Source organism: Planosporangium mesophilum, from assembly GCF_016863255.1.
GTDB classification, from domain to species: Bacteria; Actinomycetota; Actinomycetes; order Mycobacteriales; family Micromonosporaceae; genus Planosporangium; species Planosporangium mesophilum.
The window spans coordinates 45,565-71,294 of sequence record NZ_BOON01000051.1; the positions used below are offsets into that span (position 1 = coordinate 45,565).

Here is a 25,730-nt window from a genome sequence, read left to right on the forward strand (position 1 = left end):
TGTCAAACCAGTAATACGCCGAAAGTGCCGAGCAGCATGGCAAGGAGCAGTCCTAAATAGAATGACGTTATATGGATTCGCCCCATGCGGAAGATCAGCTTAGGGACCCTGTGGAAGCTGAAGGATTTCGCGAATGCCTGGCCAATGCCGAACACGTACTCGGGTGGACTATTTTTCTCCGCTCTCGCGCGATTAATCAGTCCTTCCAGTTGATTGCTGCGTTCAATGACGCTCACCTGCATCTCAAGATAGATGATCTCCAGGAATCCGAAGAAGAGGACGATTAGTACACCTCCTATCCCGACTATGGGTCGCCGAGAGCCATACGCGACCGCAAGGATTGCGCCGGAACTCGTCACGGCCCAGTTCTTGATCGCAAATCTTTGTGCGTCGAACTTGTCGATGGACTTTTGAAGGTATTCAAAGTCCGTCAACATCAGTGCAAAACTTTCCTTCGGGTCAATCTCTCCCATGGTTGCCGCGCGTCTCCTCACTGAGATGCAATGCGCCATTGGTGCGATTCTTTGCACTGTATTACAGAACACGATCTTATCCTTGTTCATCGATCTCGTGAAGGACCCGCAACGGGGAAGATGAAGGTGCTATAACTACGCGGTGCTGTGGTCTGGGGCTCACGCCACGGCAAGCGGTCAGGAGAGTATCTACCTGCGTAGACCGAGGAGTTCCTCTACGTCCTACCTGGACACCGTGGATGGGCAGGTTATCGGGCTGCCCGACGCCATGTAGGGCAAATATTTGATGCCTGGGTGAAGCCGCGTGAGGGTGCCTCCGTCGAGCGGCGAGGCGCTGTGGCAGTAATTCCTTTGCCAGTCGGCCAGTCAAGATCTCGCGTTGTCTCAAGCTGATCAGCGGGCTGACCGCGAAGATCCGCAGGTGGAGGTACACAACGTCGCCAACGGGGAGGCCGGGCCGTCCGGCATTGTCGAAATACGCACCTGACACCGCCACCCGGCCCGCACTAGGCTTTCGGGATGGAGCGCATCGCCGTCCCGGAACGCACCGCCGTAGCCGAGCGAACCGCCATCGAGCCCACCGCCGACCCCGCTCAACTCGGCTTCGACCCGGCCCGGCTGGATCGCCTTGACCGGCATTTCGCCGAGTACGTCGACTCCGGCCGGCTTCCTGGCTGGCAGATCGTGGTGACCCGGCGGGGCGAGGTGGCCCACGCCTCGACGTACGGGTACCGCAAACGCGAGGAGCGGATCCCGGTCGAGCCGGACACGCTGTGGCGCATCTACTCGATGACCAAGCCGATCACCTCGGTCGCGGCGATGATGCTGTGGGAGCGCGGCCTGTTCGAGCTCACCGACGAGATCAGCCGCTGGCTGCCGGAGTTCGCGGACCTGCGGGTGTACGACAAGGGCTCCGCGCTCCGCCCGTACACGATGCCGGCGACCGAGCCGATCCGGGTGTGGCACCTGCTCACCCACACCTCCGGGCTCACGTACGGCTTCCTGCACAACCACGTGGTCGACCGCCTCTACCGGGACGAGGGGTTCGACCTGTACCCGCCGGCCGGGATGGACCTTGAGGCCGCGTGCGAGGTCTGGGCCCGGCTGCCGCTGCTGTACCAGCCCGGCACCGCCTGGGGGTACTCGGTCGCCACCGACGTGCTCGGCCGCCTCATCGAGGTTGTCAGCGGAGAGCCCCTGGACAGCTTCTTCGCCGAGCGGATCTTCGACCGGCTCGGCATGACCGACACCCGGTGGTGGGTGGAGGGCGACGACGTGAAGCGGTTGGCCGGGTTGTACACCCCGCACCCGATCGACGGTCACGCGGCGCACGCCGACGATCTCGGCCGGCTGGCGCTGCGGAGGCCCACCATGCTTTCCGGCGGTGGCGGGCTGATCTCGACGGCCGCCGACTACCACCGGTTCACCCAGATGCTGCTGCGCGAGGGGGAGCTCGACGGTCAGCGACTGCTCAGCAACCGGACCGTACGGTTCATGGTCCGCAACCATCTCCCCGACCGCCAGGACCTCGGCACGCTGTCGACCGGCGGCTTCGCCGAGACCACGCTGGACGGGATCGGCTTCGGTCTCGGCTTCGCGGTGGTGGAGGACCCGATCCCGAGCCGGGTGCCCAGCAACGTCGGCGAGTACTACTGGGGCGGCGCCGCCAGTACGGCCTTCTGGGTCGACCCGGTCGAGGAGTTGACGGCGATGTTCTTCACCCAGCTTCTGCCGTCGAGTACGTACCCGATCCGTCCTCAGTTGCGCCAGCTTGTCTACTCGGCGTTGGTGGACTGACCGTTCGGGGGTGCCCGAAGGTAGCAAGTCGGGTGCGCTCTCTCTCAGTCGTGCCATGTTGGTCGATCTCTGACCTACCGTCGATGAGGACGTAGCGGTTTGCAGCGGTCACCGGCGTCCGCCAACTCCGGGCACCTCGCTCGCTTCTGCACGGCCGCATGACGGGAAAGGTACGCAATGACTGCGCCATCGGGTCGCGGGTACACGCTGGCTCGGGGCGGGCTTCACCTGCCTGCTCTCCACCACCTGCGCACCTTCGCACCCGGCGCGGTAGGCGTGTCCGATCTGATGGCGCGGGGGCGGGACACGTGGGCAGGGGCCCGTCGCAGCGGACGGCTCCCCGGATGGCGGACAACGAAGATCGCCTTGGCGACGGTCGTCGCGTTCGTCGTCGCACACGTGCTGCTGGGTGAACCGCGGCCGTTGCTCGCGGCGCTCACCGCGCTGCTGGTCGTCCAGTTCACGCTGTACCAGACCGTACGGCACAGCTGGCAGCGCATCGGAAGCGTCGTCGCCGGCGTCCTGCTCGCGGGGCTGCTGTCCTCGGTGTTCGGGTTGACGTGGTGGAGCCTCGGCGTGACCGTGCTGGCCGCGCTCATCGTCGGCCAGGGCCTGCGACTGGGGGACCATGCCCTCGAGGTGCCGATCAGCGCGATGCTCGTACTGGCGGTCGGCAGTCACACCTCGGCCGGGCTGGGGCGGGTCTACGAGACGCTCATCGGCGCGGCGGTCGGGGTGTGCATCAGCCTGCTCGCGCCGCCGGTGTACGTGCAGCCGGCCGCGGACGCCATCGGCGACCTGGCCGAGCAGATCGGCCGCCTGCTGAAGACCGTGGCCGCCGACGTCGAACAGGGCTGGAGCCACGAGCGCGCGCTGGACAGCCTGCGCCGTGCCCGGGGCCTGGAGGACACGGTCGACGGCGCCCGGCGCGCGCTGGCCGAGGCCGAGGACAGCCTGCGGCTCAACCCGCGTCGGCGGGTCGCCCACGTTCCGCGGACCCTGCGCTCGAGGCTGACGGCCCTCGAGTACTCCACGATCCACGTGCGGGTGAGCTGCCGCTGCATGACCGACCGGGTCGAAGGCGTACCGGCTGCGGAGCTACCCGGCGCGGAGGTCCGGCAGCCGCTGGCCGACCTGCTCGACGCGAGCGGTGACGCGGTGAAGGCGTTCGGTGAGCTGGTCGGGTCCGATGTGGCCGGTCCGGCCGGTGACGACAGCCGGCTGCGGCGGGCGGTCCGGCGGGCGCGGGAGCTGCGGGACGCCGCCAGCAGCGCGATGCTCGTCGACGCCCAGCGCGAGCCGGAGATCTGGCGGGTGCACGGCGCGGTGGTCGGGCACCTCGACCGGCTGCTGGACGAGATCGACCCCGACGCGGAGGTGGTGGCGCACGGGCTGAACCGGCACACGCCGGCGACCTCGGCCGTCACGCTGTTCCCTCGGCTGTCGTCGGCGAGCCTGCGTCGCCGCCGTCCCGGAACGGCCCGGGCGGTACCGCGCCGGGCGGTAAGCGGGAGAGCCCCCGCCGCGCGGTGAAGACCCCGGTAAGGGGGAGAGCCCTGCCGTGGTGAAACCCGCACGGCAGTGGCCTGGCTTAGAGCTGGATGACGCTGGCGTTCTCGTCGACCCGGTCGGCACTCTGGTCGTCGAACCAGACGCCGTCGCTTGCCAGGTACCGGAACCGGTGCTCGCCGGGCGGCAGGGTTACCGACACGCTGCGGGTCCCGTTGCGGCGGGCGACCAGTCGGTGCTCGCCCGGCGTCCAGTCGTTGAACGTGCCCACCACGCTGACCTCACCGGCGGGCTCGGCGGCCGGCAGGCTGAAGGTGACCCGGGTCTTCTCGCCGAACAGTCGTGAACGCTTGATCATTTATTGAGCTCCTCGGGGGTTTCGCGGCTCCGCCGCGATACGCCGACAAGAGTACGACACCACACTGAAGATCAGACATCTCGGCAGCGATCGGGTGACAAGGGCAGGGAAGTCACCCCGCTGAGCCGACATGGCGCGACCGGCCGGCGAGCACGCCGGCCACGAGCTGCGGCACGGTCAGCAGCAGGAGGAGGCCCAGCGCCGGCGCCCAGGAACCTGCCGCGTCGTGGACGGCGCCGACCAGCAGTGGCCCGGTCCCCGCGAGGAGGTACCCGAAGGTCTGCGCCATCGCCGAGAGCCGGGCGGTGTCGGTGGTGGCGCGGGTACGCAGGACGAACAGCGTGAGACCGATCGCGAACGCCGCGCCGTGCCCGACCCCCATCAGGATCATCCACAGGTACGGGAGGGTGGTGGGTGCGAGCAGGACGCCGCCCAGTCCGGCGGCGATGAACAGGGTGCACCCGGCCGCGAGGGCGCGCTGGTCGGGCAGGCGGGTGGCCAGGTGCGGCAGCGCCAGCGAGACCGGGATCTGGATCAGCGCCGAGACCGACAGCATCAGCCCGGCCGCGGCCGGGCTGTACCCGTGGTCACGGTAGATCGACGGCAGCCAGGACAGCACGGCGTAGAAGGACAGCGACTGCAGTCCGAAGAAGACGGTCACCTGCCAGGCGAGCGGTTCCCGCATGAGCGAGCGGCCGGCGGGCGCGCCGGCCGGCGGGGTGTGCCGGCCGCGGGTGAACGGTAACCAGAGCAGGAACGCGATCGCCGCCGGCAGCGCCCACACGCCGAGGGCGCCCCGCCAGCCGTGGCCCACGACGTCGCCGAGGGGTACGGTCGCCCCGGCGGCGATCGCCGCCGAGCCGGACAGCGCCATCGAGTACACGCCCATCATGGTGCCGCTGCGGTCCGGGAAGTCCCGCTTGATGACGGCGGGCAGCAGGACGTTGGCCACGGCGATGGCGCCGCTGACGAGGACCGTACCCGCGAACAGCACCGTCGTGCCCCCGCTGACCCGCAGCAACAGGGCGACACCGACCACGCCGACGACGGCGGCGATGACCGGCTCCATTCCCCACCGGCGGGCGAGGGCCGGAGCGGTCGCGGCCAGCGCGCCGAGGCACAGAACGGGCACCGCGGTCAGCACCGCGGCCCCGGTACCGGGCAGGCCGAGGTCCGCGCGCAGGTCGGCGAGGACCGGGCCGACGCTCGCGAGCGCGGGTCGGAGGTTGGCGGCGACCAGGGCGATCGCGACGCCGAGGAGTACCGGATGACGGGTGGGCCGCCGCTTGTCGATCACGGGTCAGGATCTTGTCATGACCTCGGTGACCTGCGGGAGGGCGACCCGCTGGCGTCCTAGGCGGTGGGAGGAGCGACACTCCATCTATTGACCTCTATGTAAGGGGTTTCTATTCTTGCGGCAATATTGCGGACACGTTTCGGCTCCTGGAGGTCCGATGCGTCATCGCCGGATGTCGTCGCCGTCGAAGGCCCTCGCCGCGGTGCTGGCCGCGGTCCTCGGGCTCGCCCTGCTCGCCGCGGTCGGATCGTCCACACCCGCCGCCTCGGCCGCGCCGAGCGGTAGCAAGAAGGTCATCGCCAACCTCTTCGAGTGGAACTGGAACTCGGTGGCGAACGAGTGTCGGACCTTCCTCGGGCCCCGCGGCTACGGCTATGTGCAGGTCTCGCCACCGCAGGAGCACGTCCGGGGCCAGCAGTGGTGGGTGGCGTACCAGCCGGTCAGCTACCGGATCGAGTCCCGCAAGGGCAGCCGGGCGCAGTTCCAGTCGATGGTCAGCGCCTGCCACGGCGCCGGCGTGAAGGTGATCGTCGACGCGGTGATCAACCATATGTCGGGCCAGGACAGCGGGGGTACCGGCTGGGCCGGCTCGTCGTACGGCAAGTACGACTACCCGGGCATCTACCAGTACCAGGACTTCCACCACTGCGGACGCAACGGCAACGACGACATCGTCAACTACAACGACCGGTACGAGGTGCAGAACTGCGAGCTGGCCAACCTCGCCGACCTCGCCACCGGGTCCGACTACGTACGCGGGAAGCTCGCCGGCTACCTCAACGACCTGCTGTCGCTGGGGGTGGACGGGTTCCGCCTGGACGCGAGCAAGCACATGCCGGCCGCTGACATCGCCGCGATCAAGGCCAGGCTGTCCCGCCCGGTCTACATCGTGCAGGAGGTCATCTACGGCGCGGGCGAGCCGATCGGACCGGGCGAGTACACCGGCAACGGCGACGTCCACGAGTTCCGGTACGGCAAGGATCTCGGCCGGGTCTTCCGGCGGGAGAAGCTGGCGTACCTGACCAACTTCGGCGAGGCCTGGGGGTACCTGCCCAGTGGCAGCGCCAACGTCTTCGTCGACAACCACGACACCCAGCGCGACGGCGGCGACGTCCTCACGTACCGGGACAACGGCATCTACGCCCTGGCCAACGCGTTCATGCTGGCCTGGCCGTACGGCTCACCGACGGTCATGTCCAGCTACGACTTCAGCAGCCGCGACCAGGGGCCGCCCGCCGACGCCTCCGGTCGTACCACCGACACCACCTGCTACTCCGGGTGGCGCTGCGAGCACCGCTGGCGCGTCATCGCGAACATGGTCGCGTTCCACAACGCGGTCGAGGGCACCCCCGTCGTCAACTGGTACGACAACGGCAGCAACCACATCGCCTTCGGGCGGGGCGGCAGCGGGTACCTGACCATCAACGACGAGGACGGGGCCGTGACCGGCCGCAACTACCGCTCGAACCTGCCGGCGGGCCGGTACTGCGACGTGATCCACGGCGACTACAGCGCAGGTACGTGTTCCGGCCCGGTGATCACCGTCGACTCGGCCGGTTGGTTCCGGGCCGACGTCCCGGCTCACGACGCGGTGGCGCTCCACCTCGGAGCGAAGGTGGGGTAGTTCGGTCGCCGGACGGTGAGAAAAGTGTCCGACAGGGGTCAGGGGGTTGCTTCCGGTGACATTCTTCATCGCGTGCATATTTGCGCGGCCACTTTTGTACCGTATGGTGAATAATCCGATTTCTGCGGATTAGGAGGTACCTGCCCGATGGCAGTCCCTGGACCAACCGACCTCGCCGGCTCAGCCGGGTCGATGCGCCCTACCGGGTCGGACGCCGCGTCGTCCGGTGAGGCGCCGGGGCTGCGCGAGCGCAAGAAGCTCGAGACGTTCCGGGCGCTCCAGGCCGCCGCACAGCGGCTGGTCGGCGAGCGGGGCCTGGACAACGTCACGATCGAGGAGATCGCCGCCGCCGCGAACGTGTCCAAGCGGACGTTCTTCAACTACTTCGACTGCAAGGAAGCCGCGGTCGTCGACCCCGACCTGGGCAAGGTCGAGCGCCTGGCGGCGGAGCTGGCGGCCCGGCCGGCCGACGAAAGCCCGCTCCTGTCCCTGTGGCAGGCGACCCTCGTCGTCCTCACGCACCACGCGGAGGGCGTGCAGGACCTCTCCGGCCTGGTCACCGCCAACCCCGGGCTCGCCGCGCGCCAGGCCCACTCGTACGACCGGTACCGGAAGGTCACCATCGAATGGGCGGCCGAGCGGACCGGCGTCGACCCGGACCGCAACGTCTACCCCGCCCTGCTGGCCACCATCGGGGGCCTGATGGCGCACCTGTCGGTGACGCGGTGGGAGCCCGGGAGCGGCGTCGAGGGGCACGTCCGGCTGTCCGACGAGATCTTCCGGCTGATCGCACACGGCCTGGCCGCACCCTGTCCGGGCGGTCCGGTTCCGGACTGCCCGAACCGGGTGCCGTTCGATGCCCGGACGGCGACCGACGACGGGCCGCTGGGGCTGCGTGAGCGCAAGAAGTTCGAGACGTTCCAGGCCCTGCAGGGCGCCGCGCACCGGCTGGTCCTGGAGCGGGGTCTGGACAACGTCACGGTCGAGGAGATAGCCGCCGCCGCGAACGTGTCCAAGCGGACGTTCTTCAACTACTTCGAGTCCAAGGAGGCGGCGCTCATCGATCCCGAGCCCGGAAAACCGGAGTGGCTGGCCGCGGCGCTCGCCGCCCGGCCCGCCTCGGAAACCCCGCTCGAGGCGCTCTGGGCCGCCGCAGTCGATCTGCTCGTCCGGGACGCCCCCATTCTGCGGGCACTGTCCGGACTGATAGCCGCCAACCCCACACTGGCCGCGCGGCAGGCCGCCTCGTTCGCCCGGTTCCAGCGGGTCATCGAGGCCTGGGCCGCCGAACGCACCGGGGTCGACCCGGACACGAACCTCTACCCGGCGCTGCTGGCCGCCATCGGCGTGGCGGCGGTGCGGTTGACGCTGGAGCGGTGGCGGCCGGAGACCGGCGACGAAGGGTACCTCCGCTCGGTGCAGGAGATCTTGGATCTGCTCCGTACCGGACTCGCCGCGCCGCTGCCGGACACCTGTTGACCTCAGCGGGTGTCCGGCAGCGACGGCGATCTCAGACCGCGGAGGCGGCCGACACCCGCCAGTCGTCTCCGACCCGGACCATCGTCAGGGTCACCCGGTTCTGGTCGACCTTCTCACCGACGATGTTGACGTTGCGCCGGTACTGGTTGACGTAGAGCAGCAGCTCCACCCGGTCCGGGCCGGCGGTGATGACGCCGGCCGCGGACACCTGGGCGCGTACCACCGCCTGCTCCTTCGTCGCCGCCTCCTTCAGCGTCGACGTGGTCTGCGCGTAGTCCTTGGCGAAGGTCCCGGTGGTGAAGGACTTGCCGTTGGAGATGTTGGCGTCGAACCGGCGGTAGTCGTACGAGAAGATCGCCGTTGCGGCGGTGTTCGCCGCGGCCAGCGACTCCCGGATGGCGTTGTCGCGCTGCTGTGCCCGGTGCCGGTCGTACCACGCCGCGCCGGCCAGCCCGGCCAGGACCAGCGCCGCGACGGAGAGGACGACCACCAGGCGGCGCTGCCGGCCGGCCGGCTGGGCGGCGTTGCCGCCGACCGCGTCGGTGCGCTTGAACGGGCGGAGAAGGTCAGTACGCATTCAGGGTCTCCGATCAACCGACGAACTGCAGCTTCGACACCAGCCACCGCCCGGACTTGGCGTCCTTGGACACCTCGACCTGGATGCGGTAGTGCGACTGTCGGCCCTGAGGGGCGTTGACGTTCTTGACGGTGGCGTCGACCGCCACCAGTACGACCGCGGAATCGCCGTCGCCGGACACGAGCCCGGTGCGCAGCACCGTGCCGCGCGAGTCGACGTTGTTCTCCACCACCGCGGCGCGCACCTGCGGCGCACCCCGGGTGAACTCGTCCTTGAACTCGCCGGTGGCGCCGTCCGTGACCCGCTTGAGGTCACGGTCGACGGTCGCGGCGCTGACCGACACGAAGTTGACCGTCGTCTGCCGGGCGGCCGCCATCGCCTCCTGGTGCGCCTGGTCGACGCTGCGCTGGCTGTACCACTGATAGCCGGTGATGCCGGCCGCCGCCAGTGCGGCCACCAGCGCCCCCGTGAGGCAGACGACCACGAGCGGCGGGCGGCGGCGCTGGCGGCTCGCCGCCGGCCCGGCCTCCTTGGTCGCCTTGGCCGTCTTGCCCGGGCGCTTCCCGCCGGCCGGGGCCTTCTTCCTGGCCGGTGCCTCGTCGTCCGCGGTCGGGGTCTCGTCGTCCGCGATCGGCGTCTCGTCGGTCTCGGCCGGCGTCTCGTCGGTCTCGGCCGGTGTCTGGTCGTCGACCACCGGGGTCTCGCCGTCGGGTTGGTTGAGCGGGCGGCGGACGACCGTACGCCGCCGGTGCGGTACCTGCACGGCTGCCTTCAATCTCGTACGTGTCGACATTCTCGCCTCCCCAACCCCGTCCGCACGGTCCGGTTCGTTCTGATCTTCACTGGTCTCGCTCATGGCGCCACCTCAGTTCGCCCGGCGCCGCCACGAGGCGGCCTGTTGATTCGCTCGCTCACGCCATCGCCTCGCCGGCGCTCGGCGATGGCATTCGCCCACGCACTGAGCCCCTGATTCGCTCGCTCCGCTCGCTCATGGCGCCACACCCGCCAGGAGCAGCTGCTTCCAGGACTGCTCACCGGCGAGCTGGTACTGGCCGCCGGTGCCACCGAACTGTAGCGGCAGGCCGTCCGGGCCGGTCACCAGACCGGTCGCCGGGTCGTAGCCGAAGACGTTCGAGGCCGCCAGCGCCGACGGGTCGGCCGCGGCCGAGCCGGGCGCCGACGCGTCGGGAATGGACGGGCCGGTCGCCGGCGCCGGCTTCGGGTTGGCGCCGCCGGGACGGGGTGCGTTCTGGGCGCCGCGGACGTTCGAGCCCTTCGCCAGCTCCGCGGCGGTGCAGGCGTACGGCTGACCGCTGCTGACGTAGTTGCACGACGGGGGGTTGTCGGCGTTGACCACCAGGCCGAAGTGCACGGTGCCGTCCCCGGGCACCACGGTGAACCCGCCCGCCACGACCAGCGGGTACGCGACGAGCGCCTGCTCGATGCCGGCCACCCGGCGGGCTGCGATGCCGTTCACGGTGATCAGGTTGCCCAGCAGCGTCCCGATGTTCGGGTCCAGGTCGTGCAGCAGCCCGACCAGTTGCTGCGCCGCCGGCGGGCCGTTGGTCAGCAGTTTGCGCAGGTCGGGATCGGCGGCCCGCATCGTCGCGCTGAGCTCCGCGAGCGCGGAGGCCCAGCGGCGGATCGCGTCGGACGACGCCGCCTGGGTCGTGAGCACGGTCTTGCCGTCGCGGATGAGAGTCTGCGTCTCCGGCAGGTACTTGTTGGCGTCCGCCAGCAGCTCGCTGTTGGCGTCGAGGATGCGCTTGAGGGACAGCTCGCTGCCCTCGAACGCGGTACCCAGCTCGTTGATGACGATGGACAGGTCCTCGGTGTTGACCGACCGCACCAGCGCGTCGAGGTTGGCCAGCAGGACCTCGGGAGCCAGCGGCCGGCCGGTACGGCTGCGCGGGATCACGTCGCCGTTGCGCAGGTACGGGCCCGCGTCCGTGTCCGGCCGCAGGTCCACGTACTGCTCACCGACGGCCGAGCGCTGCGCCACCACGGCGCGCAGGTTCTTCGGGACCGCGGTGCCCTTCTGCATCTGCAGCTCCACCCGTACGCCGTCGCCGCGCAGGTTGACGCCGACGACCCGGCCGACGGACACGCCCCGGTAGGTGACCGGCGCGTTGGTGAAGATGCCGCCGGCCTCGTCGAAGTCCGCGTGTACCAGGTACGAGCCGATGAACCGGTCGCCCAGGCCCACGTAGCGGACCGCGACGAAGCTGACACCGAGCAGGCTGACCAGGATGAACGCGACGATCTGCAATCGGGCGGTACGGGATATCACGGGTGCAGCCCTCCCTTGAGGACGTCGGTGAGGCCGCCGATCTGCCCGACCGCTTCGCCGGTCACGGTGCCCAACCCGCCGAGCAGGTCGGGTACCCCGGGAAGGCCGGGCAGCAGGCACGTCGGCGGCAGGATCGTGCCGGGCTGCACCTTGGTGTTGGGCGGGAAGACGGTACCGGGTGGGATCACCCCGTTGGGGGGGACCAGCCCGCCCGGTGGCACCTGGCTGCCCGGTGGCAGCGGCTCGCAGCCGGGCGGCAGCACGCAGCCGGCCGGCAGCAGGGCGATCGGCGGCAGGATGCCGGTGGCCGGGATGCAGATCGGCGGCAGCAGGGTGCCCGGAAGCGCGATGCCCGGGATGATCGGCTTCTGCGGCCCGGTCGGCTTGGACGGCGGCGCCACCTGCATCACGGGCGGCGGGCCGGCCGCGGCGACCAGGTTGGACAGGATGTCGGCCGCGTTGAGGTCGAGGGTGGCGTGCAGGTTCATCGCGTCGCCCACGATCGCGCCGTCCGCGTTGGGTGGGAACGGGTACGACAGCATGAAGTCCAGCGACTTGGGCAGGTCGTCGCCGGCCTTCACGAGCTGCTCGAGGATCGGCTGCAGGGAGCGGAGGTTCGCGACCGTGTCGGCCTTGCTGGCGTTGATCACCCGAGTGCCGACCTTGCCGAGCTCGCCGAGCGCGGTCAGCGCCCCGGTGAGCTGCGCCCGCTCCTCGGCGAGCACGGTCAGGCCGGGTCCGAGCGCGTCGACGGCGTTGCCGATGGTCGATCGCTGCGCCGAGAGCCGGGCGGAGAGCCGGTCCAGGGCGTCGATCGCCTTCACGAGGTCGGCCTTCTGCGCGTCCAGACCGCCCACGAACGTGTCCAGCTGGCGCAGCGCGTCCTTGGCGGTGGCCTCGCGGCCCTCCATCACCTTGGCCAGCTCTTCGTTGATCGTCTTGAGCTGGGCCAGTCCGCCGCCGTTGAGCAGCAGGCCGAGCGCGCCGAGGACCTCTTCGATCTCGGCGCTGCGGCGGGTACGCGACAGCGGGATGACGTCGCCCTCGGACAGCCGTCCCACGCCCTGCTCGGTGGTCGGGCCGGCCAGCGCCACGAACTTCTCGCCCAGCAGGCTGGTCTGCCTGACCGCGGCCGTGGCGTTGTCGGGAAGGCGTACGTTCTTGTCGAGGTTCAGGCGGACCCGGGCGGTCCAGCCGGAGAGCCAGATCTTGTCCACGCTGCCGATCGTGACGTCGTTGACCTTGACCGCGGACTGCGGCACGAGGTCGAGGACGTCCGCGAACTCCACCGTCACGTGGTACGCCGGGCCGCTGGGCGCGCCGCCGGGCAGCGGCAGGTCCGCCAGGCTGGGCGGGGTGCACCCGGCGACGGCCAGTACCACCGCCAGGCCGGCGCCGACGGTCGTGAGGCCCGAGCGGGCGAGCCGGCGGTTCATGACCTGCCCCGCAGGATTCCGCCGAGCGTCGGGTCGTTGGCCAGCAGGCCACCGGTCGCAGGCAGGCCGGGTACGGCCGGCGTCACGGCCGACCCGTTCGCGGGGACCGTCGCGGGCGGCGCGCTGCCGGCCGGTAGGCCGAGCAGCCGGCGTAGCTGATCGGGCATCGGCAGTTTCTTGGCGTTCAGCGTCTGGGCCAGGGCGAAGCACTCCTTCGGGATCTGCGTCGCCGACAGGGTGTCGACCATGAGCGAACAGACGTAACTGGCCGGGTCGTACGGACCCATCAGGTTGTCGCGGGTGTCGAGCGTGCCCGACCGGGAGTTGTACGCGAGGTTGAGGTTGGACAGCGCCAGCGGCGTCACGTCGAGGATGTCGATGATCGCCTTCTGCTGGCGTACCAGGACGCCGGTGAGGTCGGTGAGCGCGGCCACGTTGGACTTGAGCTCCTCGCGGTTGTCCCGGACGAACGACGTCACCTGCGCCAGCGCGATCGCGAGGCTGTGCAGCGCGGCGGCCAGCTCGTCACGCTCGCCGGCCAGTTGCTCGGAGACCCCGGCCAACTGCTGGTTGAACTGGCGTACCTGCTGGTCGCTCTGGGCCAGCGCGGTGGTGAACTGCTGCAGGTTGGCGACGCTTCCGAAGAGGTCTTGCCGTCCGTTGGCGAGCGTCGTCAACGCCTTGGACAGTCCGTCGAGGGTGTCGTGCAGGTTCTGCCCGTTGCCCTCGAGGTTGGCCCGGCCGGTGGCGAGCACGTTGCTCAGGGCCCCGTCGGCGTTGGCCCCCTCGGGACCGAGCGCCTTGTTGAACTCGTCCAGCGCCTTGTAGACGTCGTCGATCTCCAGCGGTACGGCGGTGCGGCTGATCGGCAGCGTCGCGCCGTCGGCCATCCGCGGCCCACCGCTGTAGGCCGGGGTGAGCTGGACGTAACGGTCGCTGACGACGCTCGGCGGCACGATCACCGCGTCGGCGCTCGCCGGAATGTCGAACTTCGGGTCGTAGGTCATCTCGACCCGTACGGTGCGCCCCTGCGGCTTCACCGCGACCACGTGACCGATCTTGACACCGAGTACGCGCACGTCGGAGCCCTCGTGGATGCCGACCACCTTGTCGAAGTCCGCGGCGAGGCGCCGGCCGGGTGTGCGTGACTGCCACACCACGACGCCGGCCACCGCCACGAGCGCCACTCCCGTGCCGGCGGCCACCCACATCCGCCACCTCATCAGCGACCTCCGATGGTCGGTACGTAGGGCTGCAGCAGCCCGGAGATGTACGAGTCGAACCAGCGGCCGTTGCCGACGACGTTCGAGAACGCGGTGACGAACCGGCCCATTGACTGCAGCGTGTGTTCGAGGTTGTCCCGGTTGCGCTGCAACAGAGCCACGACCTCGCGTAGCTGTTGCAGCGCCGGCTTGAGCTGGGTGCGGTTGTCCGCGACCAGGCCGGAGAGCTGGTTGGACAGCTCGTTGGTCGTCACCAGCAGGCTGTGGATCACGTCGCGGCGCCGGCTGACCTCGTCGAGCAGCAGGTTGGCGTCGGTGACCAGCTTCTGGAACTCCTGGTCCCGGTCGGCCAGCACCTGCGTGACGCTGTGGGCGTGCGCGAGCAGTTCGCGCAGCTCGGCGTCCCGGTCGGCGACGGTCTGTGACAGCCGGGACAGCCCGGTCAGCGAGGCCTGCACGCTCGCCGGGGTGTCCGCGAACGCCTGGGAGATCACGGTGAACGCGTTGGCCAGCTGCTTGTTGTCGATCTGCCCGAGCGTGTCGGCGAGGCCGGTCACGGCCTGCATCACGTCGAACGGCGAGGCCGTGCGCTCCAGCGGGATCTGCCCGCCGGGGGCCAACCGGCCGGTGCCGGCCGGTGCGAGCGCGAGGTACTTCTGGCCCAGCACCGTCTTGATGCGGATCGTCGCCTCGGTGTCGCGGCCGAGCCGTACCGCGCGCTCGTCGACGCGGAACCGGACCCGCACGTACGCGCCACCGCCGGCGCGGGCCAGGTCGACCGTCTTGACGGTGCCGACCTTGACCCCGGCGACGCGGACCTCGTTCCCCTCGGCCAGCCCGCTGGCGTCCCGGAAGGCCGCGGTGTACTCGGTGCCGCCGCCGATCAACGGCAGGTCACCGACCTTGAACGCACCCAGCACCAGCGCGACGAGCGCCGCCATGCTGATGGCGCCGATGACGACCGGGTTGCGTTCCCGGAATGGCTTCATCGCTGACCTCCCGGGCCCGCGCAGTGGGCACCCGGCGCGCTGAAGGTCGCCGGATTCACGTCAGGTACGCCGGGTATGCCGACCCGCCCGTCGAAGTCGCACAGGTAGAAGTTGAACCACGACCCGTACGAGGCGGTCCGGACCAGGGCGTCGTACCGCTTGGGCAGCCGGTTCAGGGTGTCCTCCAGGACCGCGCTGTTGTCGTTGAGCGTGCCGGCCAGCTTGCCCAGGTTGTCCACATCGGAGGCCAGCGGCGGTCGGACGTCCTTGAGCAGCGACGCGGTGGCGTCGGTCAGATTGCCGAGGTTGGCCAGCGCGTCGCCGATGGCCTTCCGGTCGCCGGCCAGCCCCGACACGAACTGCTGGAGCTGGCTGATGGTCTGGTCCAGGTTGTTGTCGCGCTGGTCCAGCGTGGCCAGGACGTCGTTGAGGTTGGTGATGACCCGGCCGATCACGGCGTCCCGGTCCGCGAGGGTGTTGGTCAGCGAGGCGGTGTGCTGCAGCAGGCTCGCCATGGTGCCGCCCTCACCCTGCAGGACCTGGATGATCTCGTACGCCAGCTTGTTGACGTCGTTCGGCGTCAGTGCGGTGAACAGCGGCCGGAACCCGTTGAACAGCGTTGTCAGGTCGAGCGCGGGTATGGTCTGCGACTGCGGGATCAGCCCGTTGGGGCGCAGCCGCTGCCCGCCGCCGGGCGCCTCGGCCAGCGCGATGTAGCGCTGCCCGACCAGGTTCCGATACCTGATCTTGGCCTGCACACTGGTCGCGACCGGCACCTCGTTGTCGACGGTGAACGCCACCTCGGCGATCCGGTTGTCGACCAGGCTGATCTTGCTCACCTGGCCCACCTTGACCCCGGCGACCCGGATGTCGTCGCCGACCAGCAGGCCGGTGACGTCGGTGAAGCGGGCCCGGTACGTGGTGCCGCCGCTGAAGTTGAGCGACCCCAGGGTCTGGGCGAGCAGTCCGGTCAGCACCAGCGTTATCGCCGCGAAGACGATCAGCTTGATCAGCGGGGCGGCGACTCCCCGGCCTTCCAACGCCTTACTCATGCCATCACCTCGCTGGCGCTCGGCGATGGCGCTCGCCCACGCGCTGAGCCCATGATTCGCTTGCCTCGCTCGCTCATTGAGCGTTCACCACCGCTCCTCGCAGCAGCGGGCCCCACAGGAGCACCGCGATGTCGGGTACCTCCACCACCGGCGCGCCGGTCGCCGCGCCGACCAGTGGCTTGATCAGCGCGCGCTCCTCGGCCGTACCGGCGAAGCCCATCGCCGGGTTCGAGGCGGCGCCCGCCGGCAGGCCGACCGGGAGCAGGTCCAGCGGGCGCTTGGCGCCGTAGTCGTACCCGTCGTTGATCGCCACCTGGGGGGCCGGTACCGGCGGGGCCGGCAGGAACCGGCAGTCCGGGCCGTTCTTCGCGCCGTACACCGGCTCGTCCTTGCCCGGCAGGTACTTGCCGTTGCTGCGGGTGACCTCGAGGGTGATGTGCATCCGGCCGCCGGAGAAGATCTGCTCCACCCGCGGCTGCTGGGTGACCAGGCCGTGCGCCACACACGGGTACTCGGGGGCGTACTCGGCGAGCAGTTCCAGCACCGGACGGCTGACCGAGCCGACCTGGATGATGCGGTCGTCGTACTTGTCGACGAAGATCCGGGTCACGTCGGCCGCATTGGTGGTCTCGGCCAGGAAGGTCGACAGCTGGGTGCGCTGGTCGCTCACCGTGTTCGCGGTGACCGTCACGTCGCGCAGGATCGACAGCAGGTCCGGCGCCGCGCCGTTGTAGGTGTCCAGCACGGTGGTCAGCTTGCGGACGTCCTCCTGGATGGTCGGCATGTCCTTGTTGAGGGCCTTCAGGTAGGTGTCGGCCGCCTCCAGGTCCTGACCGATCCGGTCGCCGTTGCCGCGCAGCGCCTCGGCCACCGCGCCGAGCGTGGCGGCCAGCTTGTCCGGCTTGACCGCCTGGAGCAGGGGGAGCGCGTCGTCCAGGACCCGCTCCAGTTCGAGGGCGGCGGTGGTGCGGTCCTGGCCGATGACCGAACCGGAGTGCAGCGGGGCCGCCGCGCGACCGGCGGGCGGCACCAGGGCCACGTACCGCTCGCCGAACAGCGTCTTGGGCAGCAGCCGGGCGGTGACGTTGCTCGGGATGAGGTCGGTCTGCGACGGGTTGAGGGCCAGCCGCGCGACGGCGCCGTTGCCGTCGGAGGTGATGCTGCGTACGTCGCCGACGACGACCCCGCGCAGCTTGACCTCGGCGCCCTCGTTGAGCTGTGCGCCGGTGTGGTCGGCCTTCAACGTCACCCAGGTCACCGGGGTGAACGCCTTCTTGTACTGGAGCACCGACGCGCTCAGCGCGGCGACCAGCACGATGATGAAGGCGATGCCGAGGAAACGATGGCGGTTCATGCTCACCCCGCGATCCGGACGGTCGTGGTGGCGCCCCAGATGGCCAGGGACAGGAAGAAGTCGATGATGTTGACCGAGACGATCGCGAGCCGTACCGCGCGGCCGACCGCCACGCCGACACCCGCCGGGCCGCCGCTGGCGTTGTAGCCGTAGTAGCAGTGCACGAGCACCACCACGATGCTGAACACCAGCACCTTGCCGAACGACCACAGCACGTCCGCCGGGGGCAGGAACAGGTGGAAGTAGTAGTCGTACGTACCGGTCGACTGCCCGAAGTAGATGGTCGCGATGGAGCGGGTGGCGAGGTAGCTGGCCAGCAGGCCGATCACGTACAGCGGGATGACCGCGATGAAGCCGGCGATCATCCGGGTGGTGACCAGGAAGGGCAGCGACGGTACGCCCATCACCTCGAGGGCGTCGACCTCTTCGGAGATGCGCATGGCGCCGAGTTGGGCGGTGAACCCGGAGCCCACCGTCGCTGACAGGGCCAGCGCCGACACCAGCGGGGATATCTCGCGCGTGTTGAAGTACGCGGAGATGAAGCCGGTGAAGGCGCTGCTGCCGATCTGGTTGAGCGCCTGGTAGCCCTGCAGGCCGACCTCGGTACCGGTGAAGAAGGTCATGCAGCAGATGACTCCGACGGTGCCGCCGAGCACGGCCAGGGCCCCGGAGCCGAAGCTCACCTCGGCGAGCAGTCGCAGGATCTCCCGCTTGTAGCGCCGGATCGTCCGCGGCGTCCACGCGAAGGAGCGCGCGTAGAACGACAGCTGGCCGCCGAGATCGTCAAGGCGGTCGAAGATGGCCAACTCAGCTACCCTTCTGCGGGACGATCTGGAAGTACACGGCCGTGATCACGAAGTTGACCGCGAACAGCAGCATGAACGTGATGACGACGCTCTGGTTGACCGCGTCGCCCACGCCCTTCGGGCCACCCTTGGCGGTCATCCCCTTGTAGGAGGCGACCACGGCGGCGATGACGCCGAAGATCGCCGCCTTGATCTCGCCGGAGATCAGGTCCGGAAGCTGCCCGAGCGCCTGGAAGCTGGCCAGGTACGCGCCGGGCGTGCCGCCCTGCATGACCACGTTGAAGAAGTAGCCGCCGGACACGCCGACGACGCTGACCAGGCCGTTGAGCAGGATGGCGACCAGCATCGAGGCGACGATCCGAGGTGCCACGAGGCGCTGGATCGGGTCGATGCCCAGCACCTCCATCGCGTCCAGCTCTTCGCGGATCTTCCGCGAGCCGAGGTCGGCGCAGATGGCCGAGCCGGCGGCGCCCGCGACGATCAGCGCGGTCACGATCGGCCCCGCCTCGCGGATCACCGCGAGTACCGAGGCGGCGCCGGTGAACGACTGCGCCCCGAGCTGGCGGACCAGCGAGCCCAGCTGCAGCGCGATGACCGCGCCGAAGGGGATGGAGACCAGCGCCGCCGGCATGATCGAGACCGAGCTGATGAACCACGCCTGCTGGATGAACTCGCGTACCTGGAACGGCCGCCGGAACAGGCCGCGCAGTGCGTCCAGGCAGAACGCGAAGAAGTTGCCGTAGACCCGCAGCCCCTCGACGGCGTAGCCGACGACGGGTCCGCCACGGTGCGCGCGGGCGGCTTTCGGGTCCGGCGGCGGTCCGACACTCATGACATCACCTCGCTGGCGCTCGGTAACGGCATTCGCCCGGACATTGAGCCCATGTCGCTCACGAGCCCACCTCGCTGCGGTAGACGCTGCCCCGACCGAAGTCGTGGGTGTCCGCGGCGTGCCGGCCCGATGCCACGGCCTCCCCCGCGAACGAGCCCGGCGGGGGAGTGACCCCGTTGTCGCGGCACCACTCGCCGGCCGGCCGTTCGGCCCGGCGCTGCCCGCCGTCGGAGGGCTGGAGCTGCGGCGGGATCGGCGGCAGCGGCGGCAGCTCCACCCCGGACGCAGCCTCGGCCTCGAGCTCGTCGGCGTCCTTCTCCTCGGCCATGCCGATCGGGCCCTGACGCAGCGCGTTGAGGAACTGCCGCACCACCGGCTCCTCGCTCGACAGCAGCATCTCGCGCGGCCCGAACATCGCCAGGTGCTTGTGGTACAGCAGCCCGATGTTGTCCGGCACGGTCCGGGCGGTGTTGATGTCGTGCGTGACGATGAGGAACGTCGCGTCGGTCTGCTGGTTGAGGTCGATGATGAGCTGGTTGATGTACGCGGTGCGCACCGGGTCGAGGCCGGAATCCGGCTCGTCGAACAGCACGATCTCGGGGTCCAGGACCAGCGCGCGGGCCAGGCCGGCGCGCTTGCGCATACCGCCGGAGATCTGACCGGGGAGCTTGTCCTCGGCGCCCGTCAGGCCGACCATGTCCAGCTTCTCCTGGACGATGGCGCGGACCTCCGACTCGGACTTGCGGGTGTGCTCGCGCAGCGGGAACGCCACGTTGTCGTAAAGGTTCATCGAGCCGAACAGCGCGCCGTCCTGGAACAGCACGCCGAACAGCCGGCGGACCTCGTACAGGTCGCGCTCGGAGAGTCGGGGCAGGTCCCGGTCGCCGATCCAGATCGAGCCGCGGTCGGGCCGCAGCAGCCCGATCAGCGTCTTCAGGAAGACGGACTTACCGGTACCGGACGGACCTAACAGGACAGATATCTCCCCGGCCGGCAGCGTGAGGCTCACGTCCGCCCAGACCGGGTGGCCGCCGAAGGACTTGGTCAGCCCTTCGACGCGTACCTCGACGCCCAACTGCTTCCTCCAGGGTGGTGGGGGTGAGTCATTCGCAGACTTTGAGTTGTATCTGGACATCGTCGCGGCGCCCCGGTGTGTAACACACAGGACTCCGCGCCGAGATCAGCGCATGGAAATGAGGGCCACACTAGGGCAAAGTGACTCCCTTTGGGGGAGCCCCCCTCACCCATTAGGGGATTAGCCGTCGTGCGGCTAACGTGCGGGATACTCGTCGGTAACGAAGGGGTACCACAACATCGATGACAGTGCCAGAGGCAGAGCTCGTCAGCCGCGCCGCCAGTAGCGACCCGGTCGCCACGGCGGCGTTGCTCGCGCGCCTGCGTCCCGGTGTCGTCCGGTACTGCCGGGCCCACCTGGGCCGGGTCGGCGGCGCGTACACCACCGCCGACGATGTCGCCCAGGAGGTGTGCCTGGCGATGCTGGGGGCGCTGCCCCGGTACCGGGACGAGGGGCGACCGTTCGCGGCGTTCGTCTACCGCATCGCCGCCAACAAGGTGGCCGACGCACAGCGGGCCGCGATGCGGCACCTGTCGATCGCGCCGGTCGACGCCCTGCCCGACCGGCCGGACCTCACGCCGGGCCCCGAGCAGCAGGCCGTCGCCACCGACGACGCGCGGCGGCTGTCGATGCTGCTCGGCAAGCTGTCCGCGACCCACCGGGAGATCATCGTCCTGCGGGTGGCCGTCGGTCTACCCGCCGAGGAGGTCGGCGGCGTCCTGGGGATGTCCGCCGCCGCGGTCCGAATGGCACAGTCGCGCGCGCTTGCGCACCTGCGTACGCTGGCCGGCGACACCCTTGACGAGGTGCCGGCATGACTGACGGACCCCTGACCTCCGGCGAGCGACCCACCGACCTCGCTGACGTGGTCGCCGATACGCTCCTGCTCGACGCGCTGGGCAGCGGCGGGACGGTCCCTGCCACCGATCGGGCGGCGTGGATGCTGGCGGCCTGGCGCGACGACCTCGCCGCCGGCCTCGACGAGCTCGCCGCGCAGCCGTTGCCGGTCGGCACGGCCGTGGTGGCGCAGCCGGAGGCGGAGCCCGCGGGCGAGCCCACCGAACTGCTGCCGGTGGTCGCGCTGCCGGAGCCGGCGCCCGGAGTGGCACCTCCGTGGCACGTCGGCGCGGACGTCGAGCCGGCCACCCCGCACGACGAGGCGGCGGACGCTCTCGTGGGAGCGGACCCACGGCCCGGGCGCCGGAGCCGCCGCGTCGTGAATTGGACCCTCGGGTCGGCCGCGGCCCTGCTCGTCGCCGGCACCGGCATCGTCATCGGCGCCGGTCACGCCACGCCGGGGAGTCCGCTGTGGCCGATCACCAGGGCCATGTACCCGGAGCAGGCCGACGCCGCCGACACCGAGCACACGCTCGCGCTGGCCCGGCTGGCCGCCTCCGACGGCCGGTACGACGAGGCGCGGCGCCTGCTCAAGCGGGCCGAGACGCTGTTGGGTCGGGTGGACGATCCGAGCCGGGCGCGGCGGCTACGCGAGGAGATGGCGACCGTGACGGGCATGCTTCCCCAGGGCGCGGCCGTCTCGACCCCGTCCGCCACGTCCACCCCGGATCCGGCCGGGCCCGCCGACCCCTCACCGACGGCGCCCGCCGAGGCGCCCGTACCCCGGTCGACCACGGTGCCCCCGGGGCCGAAGCGGCCCGGCGGGCCGCCGGGCCCGGGCGTCCCGATCCCGATCCCGACCGTCACGGTCACGCCCTCGCCGCCCCACGTGCCGAGCCCGACGACGCAGCCCAGCCCGGATCCCGACCCGTCGGTACCGCCGGTGACGCTGCCGAGCCCACCGCTGTGACCCGGGGCGTGACCGGAGCCGGTCGCGCGCGGGCCGGTCAGCCGCGTCGCGGTACCAGGACCGCCCGGCCGCGCAGCCGGCCGGACTCCAGCTCCTCGATGGCGTGGTTGACGTCGTCCAGTCCGAACACCTCCGTCCGCAGGCGTACGTGGCCGTCGGCCGCCAGCCTGATCAGCTCGTGGAGCTCGGGGTACGTGCCGACGAGGTTGCCGATGACGCTGCGCTCGGTGGCGATGAGGTCGATGGTCGGGATCTCGACCTTGCCGCCGTAGCCGATCACGAAGTACGACCCCGCCCGGCGCGTCATCGCCAGCCCCTCGGCCTCGGTGCCCTGCTCGCCGACGAAGTCGAGGACCACGTGCGCGCCGGCGCCGCCGGTCAGCTCCAGGACCCGTCGCACCTGCTCGCCGTCGGCCGGCACCAGGTGCACCGCCCCGTACGTGCCGGCAAGCTCGAGGGCGTCGGCGTTGCGCTCGACCACGATCACCGTGGTCGCGGTCGTCGCCGCCAGGCACTGCACCCCGATGTGCCCGAGCCCGCCCACGCCGATCACGACGCAGCTGCTGCCCGGGTACAGAAGCGGTAGGGCCTTGGTGACGGCGTGGTACGCGGTCAGCCCGGCGTCGGCCAGCGCCGCCACGTCGACCGGGTCCAGCTCGGGCGGCAGCTTCACCGCCGACCGGGCCGAGGTCAGCAGCAGCTCCGCCATCCCGCCGTCGCTGTCGATGCCGGGGAACCGGGAGTTCTCGCAGTGCTGGTCGACGCCGCGACGGCAGGGCAGGCACAGCCCGCAGGTGACCAGCGGGTGCAGGATGATCTGGTCTCCCGGCGCGACGTTGGTGACGGCGCTGCCGACCTCGCGTACCCGGCCGGCGTTCTCGTGGCCGATCACGTACGGCAGCTCCACGCCGGACTTCTCCGCCCACTGCCCCTCGATGATGTGCAGGTCGGTGCGGCACAGCCCGGCCGCGGCGACCTCCACGAGGATGTCCAGCGGACCGCGGATGGTGGGCTCGGGGATGTCGTCGACGCGCGGTGGTTCTCCGTAGGTGTGTACCCGGACCGCTCTCATACTCCGAGCGTGCAAGAGTCCGGGCGATCACCCCACGTCGGTTCAAATGGTGATAACCCTGCGGTTTCCGTCCCCGGATCGGGGTAGGGGGGCCGGGCCTCAGCGCCACCAGCATGGTGTCGTAGCGCCACCCAGCCAGGAGGACCAGCGTGTTCAATCCCCTCGAACATCGGGGCATCCCGCTCGAACGGCAGATCCGCAACTGGCGGGAGCTCAGCGTCGAACCGATCGACCCGGAACTGGTCGACCCGTACACCCGGTGCCGGATCATCGCGCTCAACGGGATCGAGGTCGAGGCCGTGAACTGCACCCACCAGCTCATCCGCTTCTGCGACAGCGACGAGGTGCGCCGCCAGCTCGCGTACGTGAGCTACGTCGAGTCCCAGCAGCAGCGGGTGGTCAACTGGCTGCTCCCGGGCATCAACAGTCCCCTCGAGGTCACGCTCGGGTACGAGCAGACCGCCGTGGACCTGACCGCGTGGGTCGCCCGCAACGAGCCCGACCCGTACCTGAAGCAGGCGTACGAGTTCGGTGTGCTGGAGGACTTCGACCACCTGTACCGGTACGCCAACCTGTACGAGATGGTGGAGCGGCGCAAGGCGGAGAAGGTCGTCGACCAGCTCACCGAGGTGATGCCGGGCCGGCCCACGACCATGCACCACCGCCACCCGTACGACGAGGTGCGCGACCACTACGACCGGGACACCACCGACGTGCGCTCGAAGCTGCACGCGCTCACGATCCTGGCCGCCGAGCAGCAGGTGATGAACTACTACATGAACGTCGGCCCGCACTACATGGAGCCGATCGCGCGCCAGCTCTACCAGGAGATCAGCCTCATCGAGCAGGAGCACGTCACGCACTACGAGACCCTGCTCGACCCCCGCGAGACGTGGTGGGAACGGCAGGTCCTGCACGAGTACAACGAGTGCTACCTGTACTACTCGTTCATGCAGCAGGAGAGCGACCCGCGCATCAAGGCGATCTGGGAGCTGCACCTGCAGATGGAGCTGGCCCACCTGCAGCAGGCCTGCGAGCACCTGCGGCGCTTCGACGGACGCGAACCGGAGCAGATCGTCGGCACGGACGGCCTGCCCGAGGCGGTGCGCTTCGAGCCGAACAAGGCCTACCTGCGAGAACTGATCGCCACCCAGGTCGACCTCACCAAACTGGGCAACGGGTACGTGCGGGAGGCGCACGAGCGGTTCCGGGAGTTCCAGGAGCGCATCCACGGTGGCGAGAAGCCGCCGAACGAGCGGGTCATCGACGAGCACCGGGCGGAGTTCGGCCGCGAGTACCGGATCGAGACCGAGGGGCCGCACCCGGTACGCGAGCTGCGCGAGCCCGCGGAGGTGCGCCGTGGTTGAGCAGTCACAGCGGACGACCGAAGCCCGCGAGCCGGACGCGATCGACCTGCTGCTGGAGCAGCACGCCCGCATCGAGGACCTGTTCCGGGCCGTGCTGCGCACGACCGGTAACGCCAAGCGCGAGGCGTTCGAGGACCTGGTACGGCTGCTGTCGATGCACGAGACCGCCGAGGAGGAGGTCATCCACCCGATCGCCCGTCGGCGGCTCGACTTCGGTGACGCCGTCATCGACCGCCGTCTGGACGAGGAGCGGGACGCCAAGGGAATGCTGGCCGGCCTGGTGGACCTGGCCGACCGGGGCGACGGGAAGGGCATGGACGCCTCGTTCGACGCCGAACTGGGGCGGCTGCGGCTGGCGGTGCTCACGCACGCCCGCAAGGAGGAGCGCTGCGAGTTCGGCCGGCTGCGCCACACCGCCGGCGAGGAGCGGCTGCGGACCCTGGCCGGCGCGGTCCGGGCCGCGGCGGCCCTGGCACCGACCAGGCCGCACCCGTCGCTGACGTCGCCGGCCGCGAACATCGTGTTCGGACCGGCGCTGGCGGTCGCCGACCGGGTCAGGGACGCGCTGCGGGAGGTGCGCCGAGACAACGTCTAGGACCGCCGTCTCCAGTGGATCGGCAGGCGTTTCACGCCCCGCTGGACGTTCCGAGCGCAGGTACCCGGGCTGCCCCGCGTACGCGATGCTCGACGTCCGCCGCAGCAGCTCGTCGACGGCGGTGGCGAACAGCGCGGGGTCGGCGATCACCGGGAGGGGGAGGTGAGCATGGGAGAATCCGGGCATGCTCATCAGGGAGGCGACGCCCGAGGACTGGCCGTCCATCTGGCCGTTCTGGCACGAGATCGTGGAAGCCGGTGAGACCTACACGTGGGACCCGGGGGTCGGCCCGGACGAGGCGCGCACGCTGTGGATGTCCCCGTCGGCGCGGGTGTTCGTGGTGGCGGACGGCGACCGGATCGTGGCGTCGGCCTTCCTGAAGCCGAACCACGGCGGTCCGGGCGCGCACGTCGCGAACGCCGGGTTCATGGTCGACCCCGGGTACGCCGGGCGCGGTGTCGGCCGCCGCCTCGCCGAGCACGTGCTCGACGCGGCGCGGCGCGACGGGTACCGCTCGATGGTCTTCAACGCGGTGGTCGAGACCAACCCTGCCGCGGCGCTGTGGCGCTCCCTCGGCTTCGGGATCGTCGGTACCATCCCGGAGGCGTTCGACCATCCCGTGCACGGCCCGGTCGGCCTGCACGTCATGCACCGCAAGCTTTGACGTTCTCCCCGCCCTGAAGGACGGGGATTCCCTGCGCGCTGCGCGCGGAACAGT

The 25,730-nt window shown here is 70.2% G+C and carries 24 protein-coding genes; 9 read left to right on the plus strand and 15 right to left on the minus strand.

Annotated elements, in window-relative coordinates:
* Positions 1–2 precede the first annotated feature (2 nt).
* Positions 3–473, minus strand: coding sequence for a hypothetical protein (locus tag Pme01_RS24900; protein WP_168118114.1), 471 nt, complete (start codon positions 471–473; stop codon positions 3–5).
* 519 nt (positions 474–992) lie between these two features.
* Here Pme01_RS24900 and Pme01_RS24905 point away from each other — a divergent pair.
* Positions 993–2,270: a serine hydrolase domain-containing protein gene (locus Pme01_RS24905; protein WP_168118115.1), complete on the plus strand. Its 1,278-nt coding sequence runs from the start codon at positions 993–995 to the stop codon at positions 2,268–2,270.
* Between the two features lie 177 nt (positions 2,271–2,447).
* Positions 2,448–3,803, plus strand: coding sequence for an FUSC family protein (locus tag Pme01_RS24910; RefSeq protein WP_168118116.1), 1,356 nt, complete (start codon positions 2,448–2,450; stop codon positions 3,801–3,803).
* Positions 3,804–3,861: 58 nt separating this feature from the next.
* Here Pme01_RS24910 and Pme01_RS24915 read toward each other — a convergent pair whose 3' ends face one another.
* Together Pme01_RS24915 and Pme01_RS24920 are read right to left on the minus strand one after the other, a co-directional pair.
* Positions 3,862–4,137, minus strand: a complete 276-nt coding sequence (locus Pme01_RS24915) for an isoamylase early set domain-containing protein (protein WP_168118117.1) — start codon at positions 4,135–4,137, stop codon at positions 3,862–3,864.
* Positions 4,138–4,249: 112 nt separating this feature from the next.
* Positions 4,250–5,434 (minus strand): CynX/NimT family MFS transporter, encoded by a 1,185-nt coding sequence (locus Pme01_RS24920; RefSeq protein ID WP_203935851.1) that lies wholly within the window; start codon positions 5,432–5,434, stop codon positions 4,250–4,252.
* 157 nt (positions 5,435–5,591) lie between these two features.
* Here Pme01_RS24920 and Pme01_RS24925 point away from each other — a divergent pair, with 157 nt between their 5' ends.
* Both Pme01_RS24925 and Pme01_RS24930 read left to right on the plus strand, forming a co-directional pair.
* On the plus strand, positions 5,592–7,058 hold the full coding sequence (locus tag Pme01_RS24925) for an alpha-amylase (protein ID WP_239088447.1): 1,467 nt from the start codon (positions 5,592–5,594) through the stop codon (positions 7,056–7,058).
* A gap of 147 nt (positions 7,059–7,205) precedes the next feature.
* Entirely contained in the window at positions 7,206–8,537 is a 1,332-nt protein-coding gene (locus tag Pme01_RS24930) for a TetR/AcrR family transcriptional regulator (protein ID WP_168118118.1), read from the plus strand.
* A 31-nt stretch (positions 8,538–8,568) separates the two neighbouring features.
* On the opposite strand, the gene Pme01_RS24935 is transcribed toward Pme01_RS24930, so the two are convergent.
* The 11 genes from Pme01_RS24935 to Pme01_RS24985 all read right to left on the minus strand — a co-directional run bounded on the left by Pme01_RS24935 (position 8,569) and on the right by Pme01_RS24985 (position 20,171).
* Positions 8,569–9,114, minus strand: coding sequence for a hypothetical protein (locus Pme01_RS24935; protein WP_168118119.1), 546 nt, complete (start codon positions 9,112–9,114; stop codon positions 8,569–8,571).
* Positions 9,115–9,127: 13 nt separating this feature from the next.
* Entirely contained in the window at positions 9,128–9,907 is a 780-nt protein-coding gene (locus Pme01_RS24940) for an Rv1363c family protein (RefSeq protein WP_168118120.1), read from the minus strand.
* A gap of 195 nt (positions 9,908–10,102) precedes the next feature.
* Positions 10,103–11,404, minus strand: coding sequence for an MCE family protein (locus Pme01_RS24945; RefSeq protein WP_168118121.1), 1,302 nt, complete (start codon positions 11,402–11,404; stop codon positions 10,103–10,105).
* Entirely contained in the window at positions 11,401–12,840 is a 1,440-nt protein-coding gene (locus Pme01_RS24950) for an MCE family protein (protein ID WP_168118122.1), read from the minus strand. Before Pme01_RS24950 ends, Pme01_RS24945 begins: the two co-directional genes overlap by 4 nt.
* Complete coding sequence (locus Pme01_RS24955; RefSeq protein WP_168118123.1) at positions 12,837–14,063, minus strand: MCE family protein; 1,227 nt, start codon at positions 14,061–14,063, stop codon at positions 12,837–12,839. The genes Pme01_RS24950 and Pme01_RS24955 overlap by 4 nt, the downstream gene beginning before the upstream one ends.
* A complete protein-coding gene (locus Pme01_RS24960; RefSeq protein ID WP_168118124.1) occupies positions 14,063–15,052 on the minus strand; it encodes an MCE family protein in 990 nt (329 codons plus the stop codon). The genes Pme01_RS24955 and Pme01_RS24960 overlap by 1 nt, the downstream gene beginning before the upstream one ends.
* Positions 15,049–16,104, minus strand: coding sequence for an MCE family protein (locus Pme01_RS24965; protein WP_168118125.1), 1,056 nt, complete (start codon positions 16,102–16,104; stop codon positions 15,049–15,051). Before Pme01_RS24965 ends, Pme01_RS24960 begins: the two co-directional genes overlap by 4 nt.
* Before the next feature lie 73 nt (positions 16,105–16,177).
* Positions 16,178–17,458 (minus strand): MCE family protein, encoded by a 1,281-nt coding sequence (locus tag Pme01_RS24970; protein WP_168118126.1) that lies wholly within the window; start codon positions 17,456–17,458, stop codon positions 16,178–16,180.
* A 2-nt stretch (positions 17,459–17,460) separates the two neighbouring features.
* A complete protein-coding gene (locus tag Pme01_RS24975; RefSeq protein WP_168118127.1) occupies positions 17,461–18,264 on the minus strand; it encodes an MlaE family ABC transporter permease in 804 nt (267 codons plus the stop codon).
* A gap of 1 nt (position 18,265) precedes the next feature.
* Positions 18,266–19,096 carry an MlaE family ABC transporter permease gene (locus Pme01_RS24980; protein ID WP_168118128.1) on the minus strand — a complete coding sequence of 277 codons (831 nt, stop codon included), beginning with the start codon at positions 19,094–19,096 and terminating at the stop codon, positions 18,266–18,268.
* Between the two features lie 58 nt (positions 19,097–19,154).
* Positions 19,155–20,171: an ABC transporter ATP-binding protein gene (locus Pme01_RS24985; RefSeq protein ID WP_168118129.1), complete on the minus strand. Its 1,017-nt coding sequence runs from the start codon at positions 20,169–20,171 to the stop codon at positions 19,155–19,157.
* A gap of 242 nt (positions 20,172–20,413) precedes the next feature.
* Between Pme01_RS24985 and shbA the strand changes: the two genes are divergently transcribed.
* Entirely contained in the window at positions 20,414–20,989 is a 576-nt protein-coding gene (gene shbA, locus Pme01_RS24990; protein ID WP_168118130.1) for an RNA polymerase sigma factor ShbA, read from the plus strand.
* Positions 20,986–21,978 (plus strand): hypothetical protein, encoded by a 993-nt coding sequence (locus Pme01_RS24995; protein ID WP_168118131.1) that lies wholly within the window; start codon positions 20,986–20,988, stop codon positions 21,976–21,978. Before shbA ends, Pme01_RS24995 begins: the two co-directional genes overlap by 4 nt.
* A 37-nt stretch (positions 21,979–22,015) precedes the next feature.
* Here the strand turns inward: Pme01_RS24995 and Pme01_RS25000 are convergent, their stop codons facing one another.
* Positions 22,016–23,050: an NAD(P)-dependent alcohol dehydrogenase gene (locus Pme01_RS25000; RefSeq protein ID WP_168118132.1), complete on the minus strand. Its 1,035-nt coding sequence runs from the start codon at positions 23,048–23,050 to the stop codon at positions 22,016–22,018.
* Positions 23,051–23,199: 149 nt separating this feature from the next.
* Between Pme01_RS25000 and Pme01_RS25005 the strand changes: the two genes are divergently transcribed.
* From Pme01_RS25005 to Pme01_RS25015, 3 genes are all read left to right on the plus strand, one after another.
* Positions 23,200–24,417: a hypothetical protein gene (locus Pme01_RS25005; RefSeq protein WP_168118133.1), complete on the plus strand. Its 1,218-nt coding sequence runs from the start codon at positions 23,200–23,202 to the stop codon at positions 24,415–24,417.
* The gene (locus tag Pme01_RS25010; RefSeq protein ID WP_168118134.1) at positions 24,410–25,012 is read left to right on the plus strand and encodes a hemerythrin domain-containing protein; all 603 of its coding nucleotides are present in this window, start codon (positions 24,410–24,412) and stop codon (positions 25,010–25,012) included. Before Pme01_RS25005 ends, Pme01_RS25010 begins: the two co-directional genes overlap by 8 nt.
* A gap of 184 nt (positions 25,013–25,196) precedes the next feature.
* Positions 25,197–25,676, plus strand: coding sequence for a GNAT family N-acetyltransferase (locus Pme01_RS25015; RefSeq protein WP_168118135.1), 480 nt, complete (start codon positions 25,197–25,199; stop codon positions 25,674–25,676).
* The last annotated feature ends 54 nt before the right edge of the window (positions 25,677–25,730 follow it).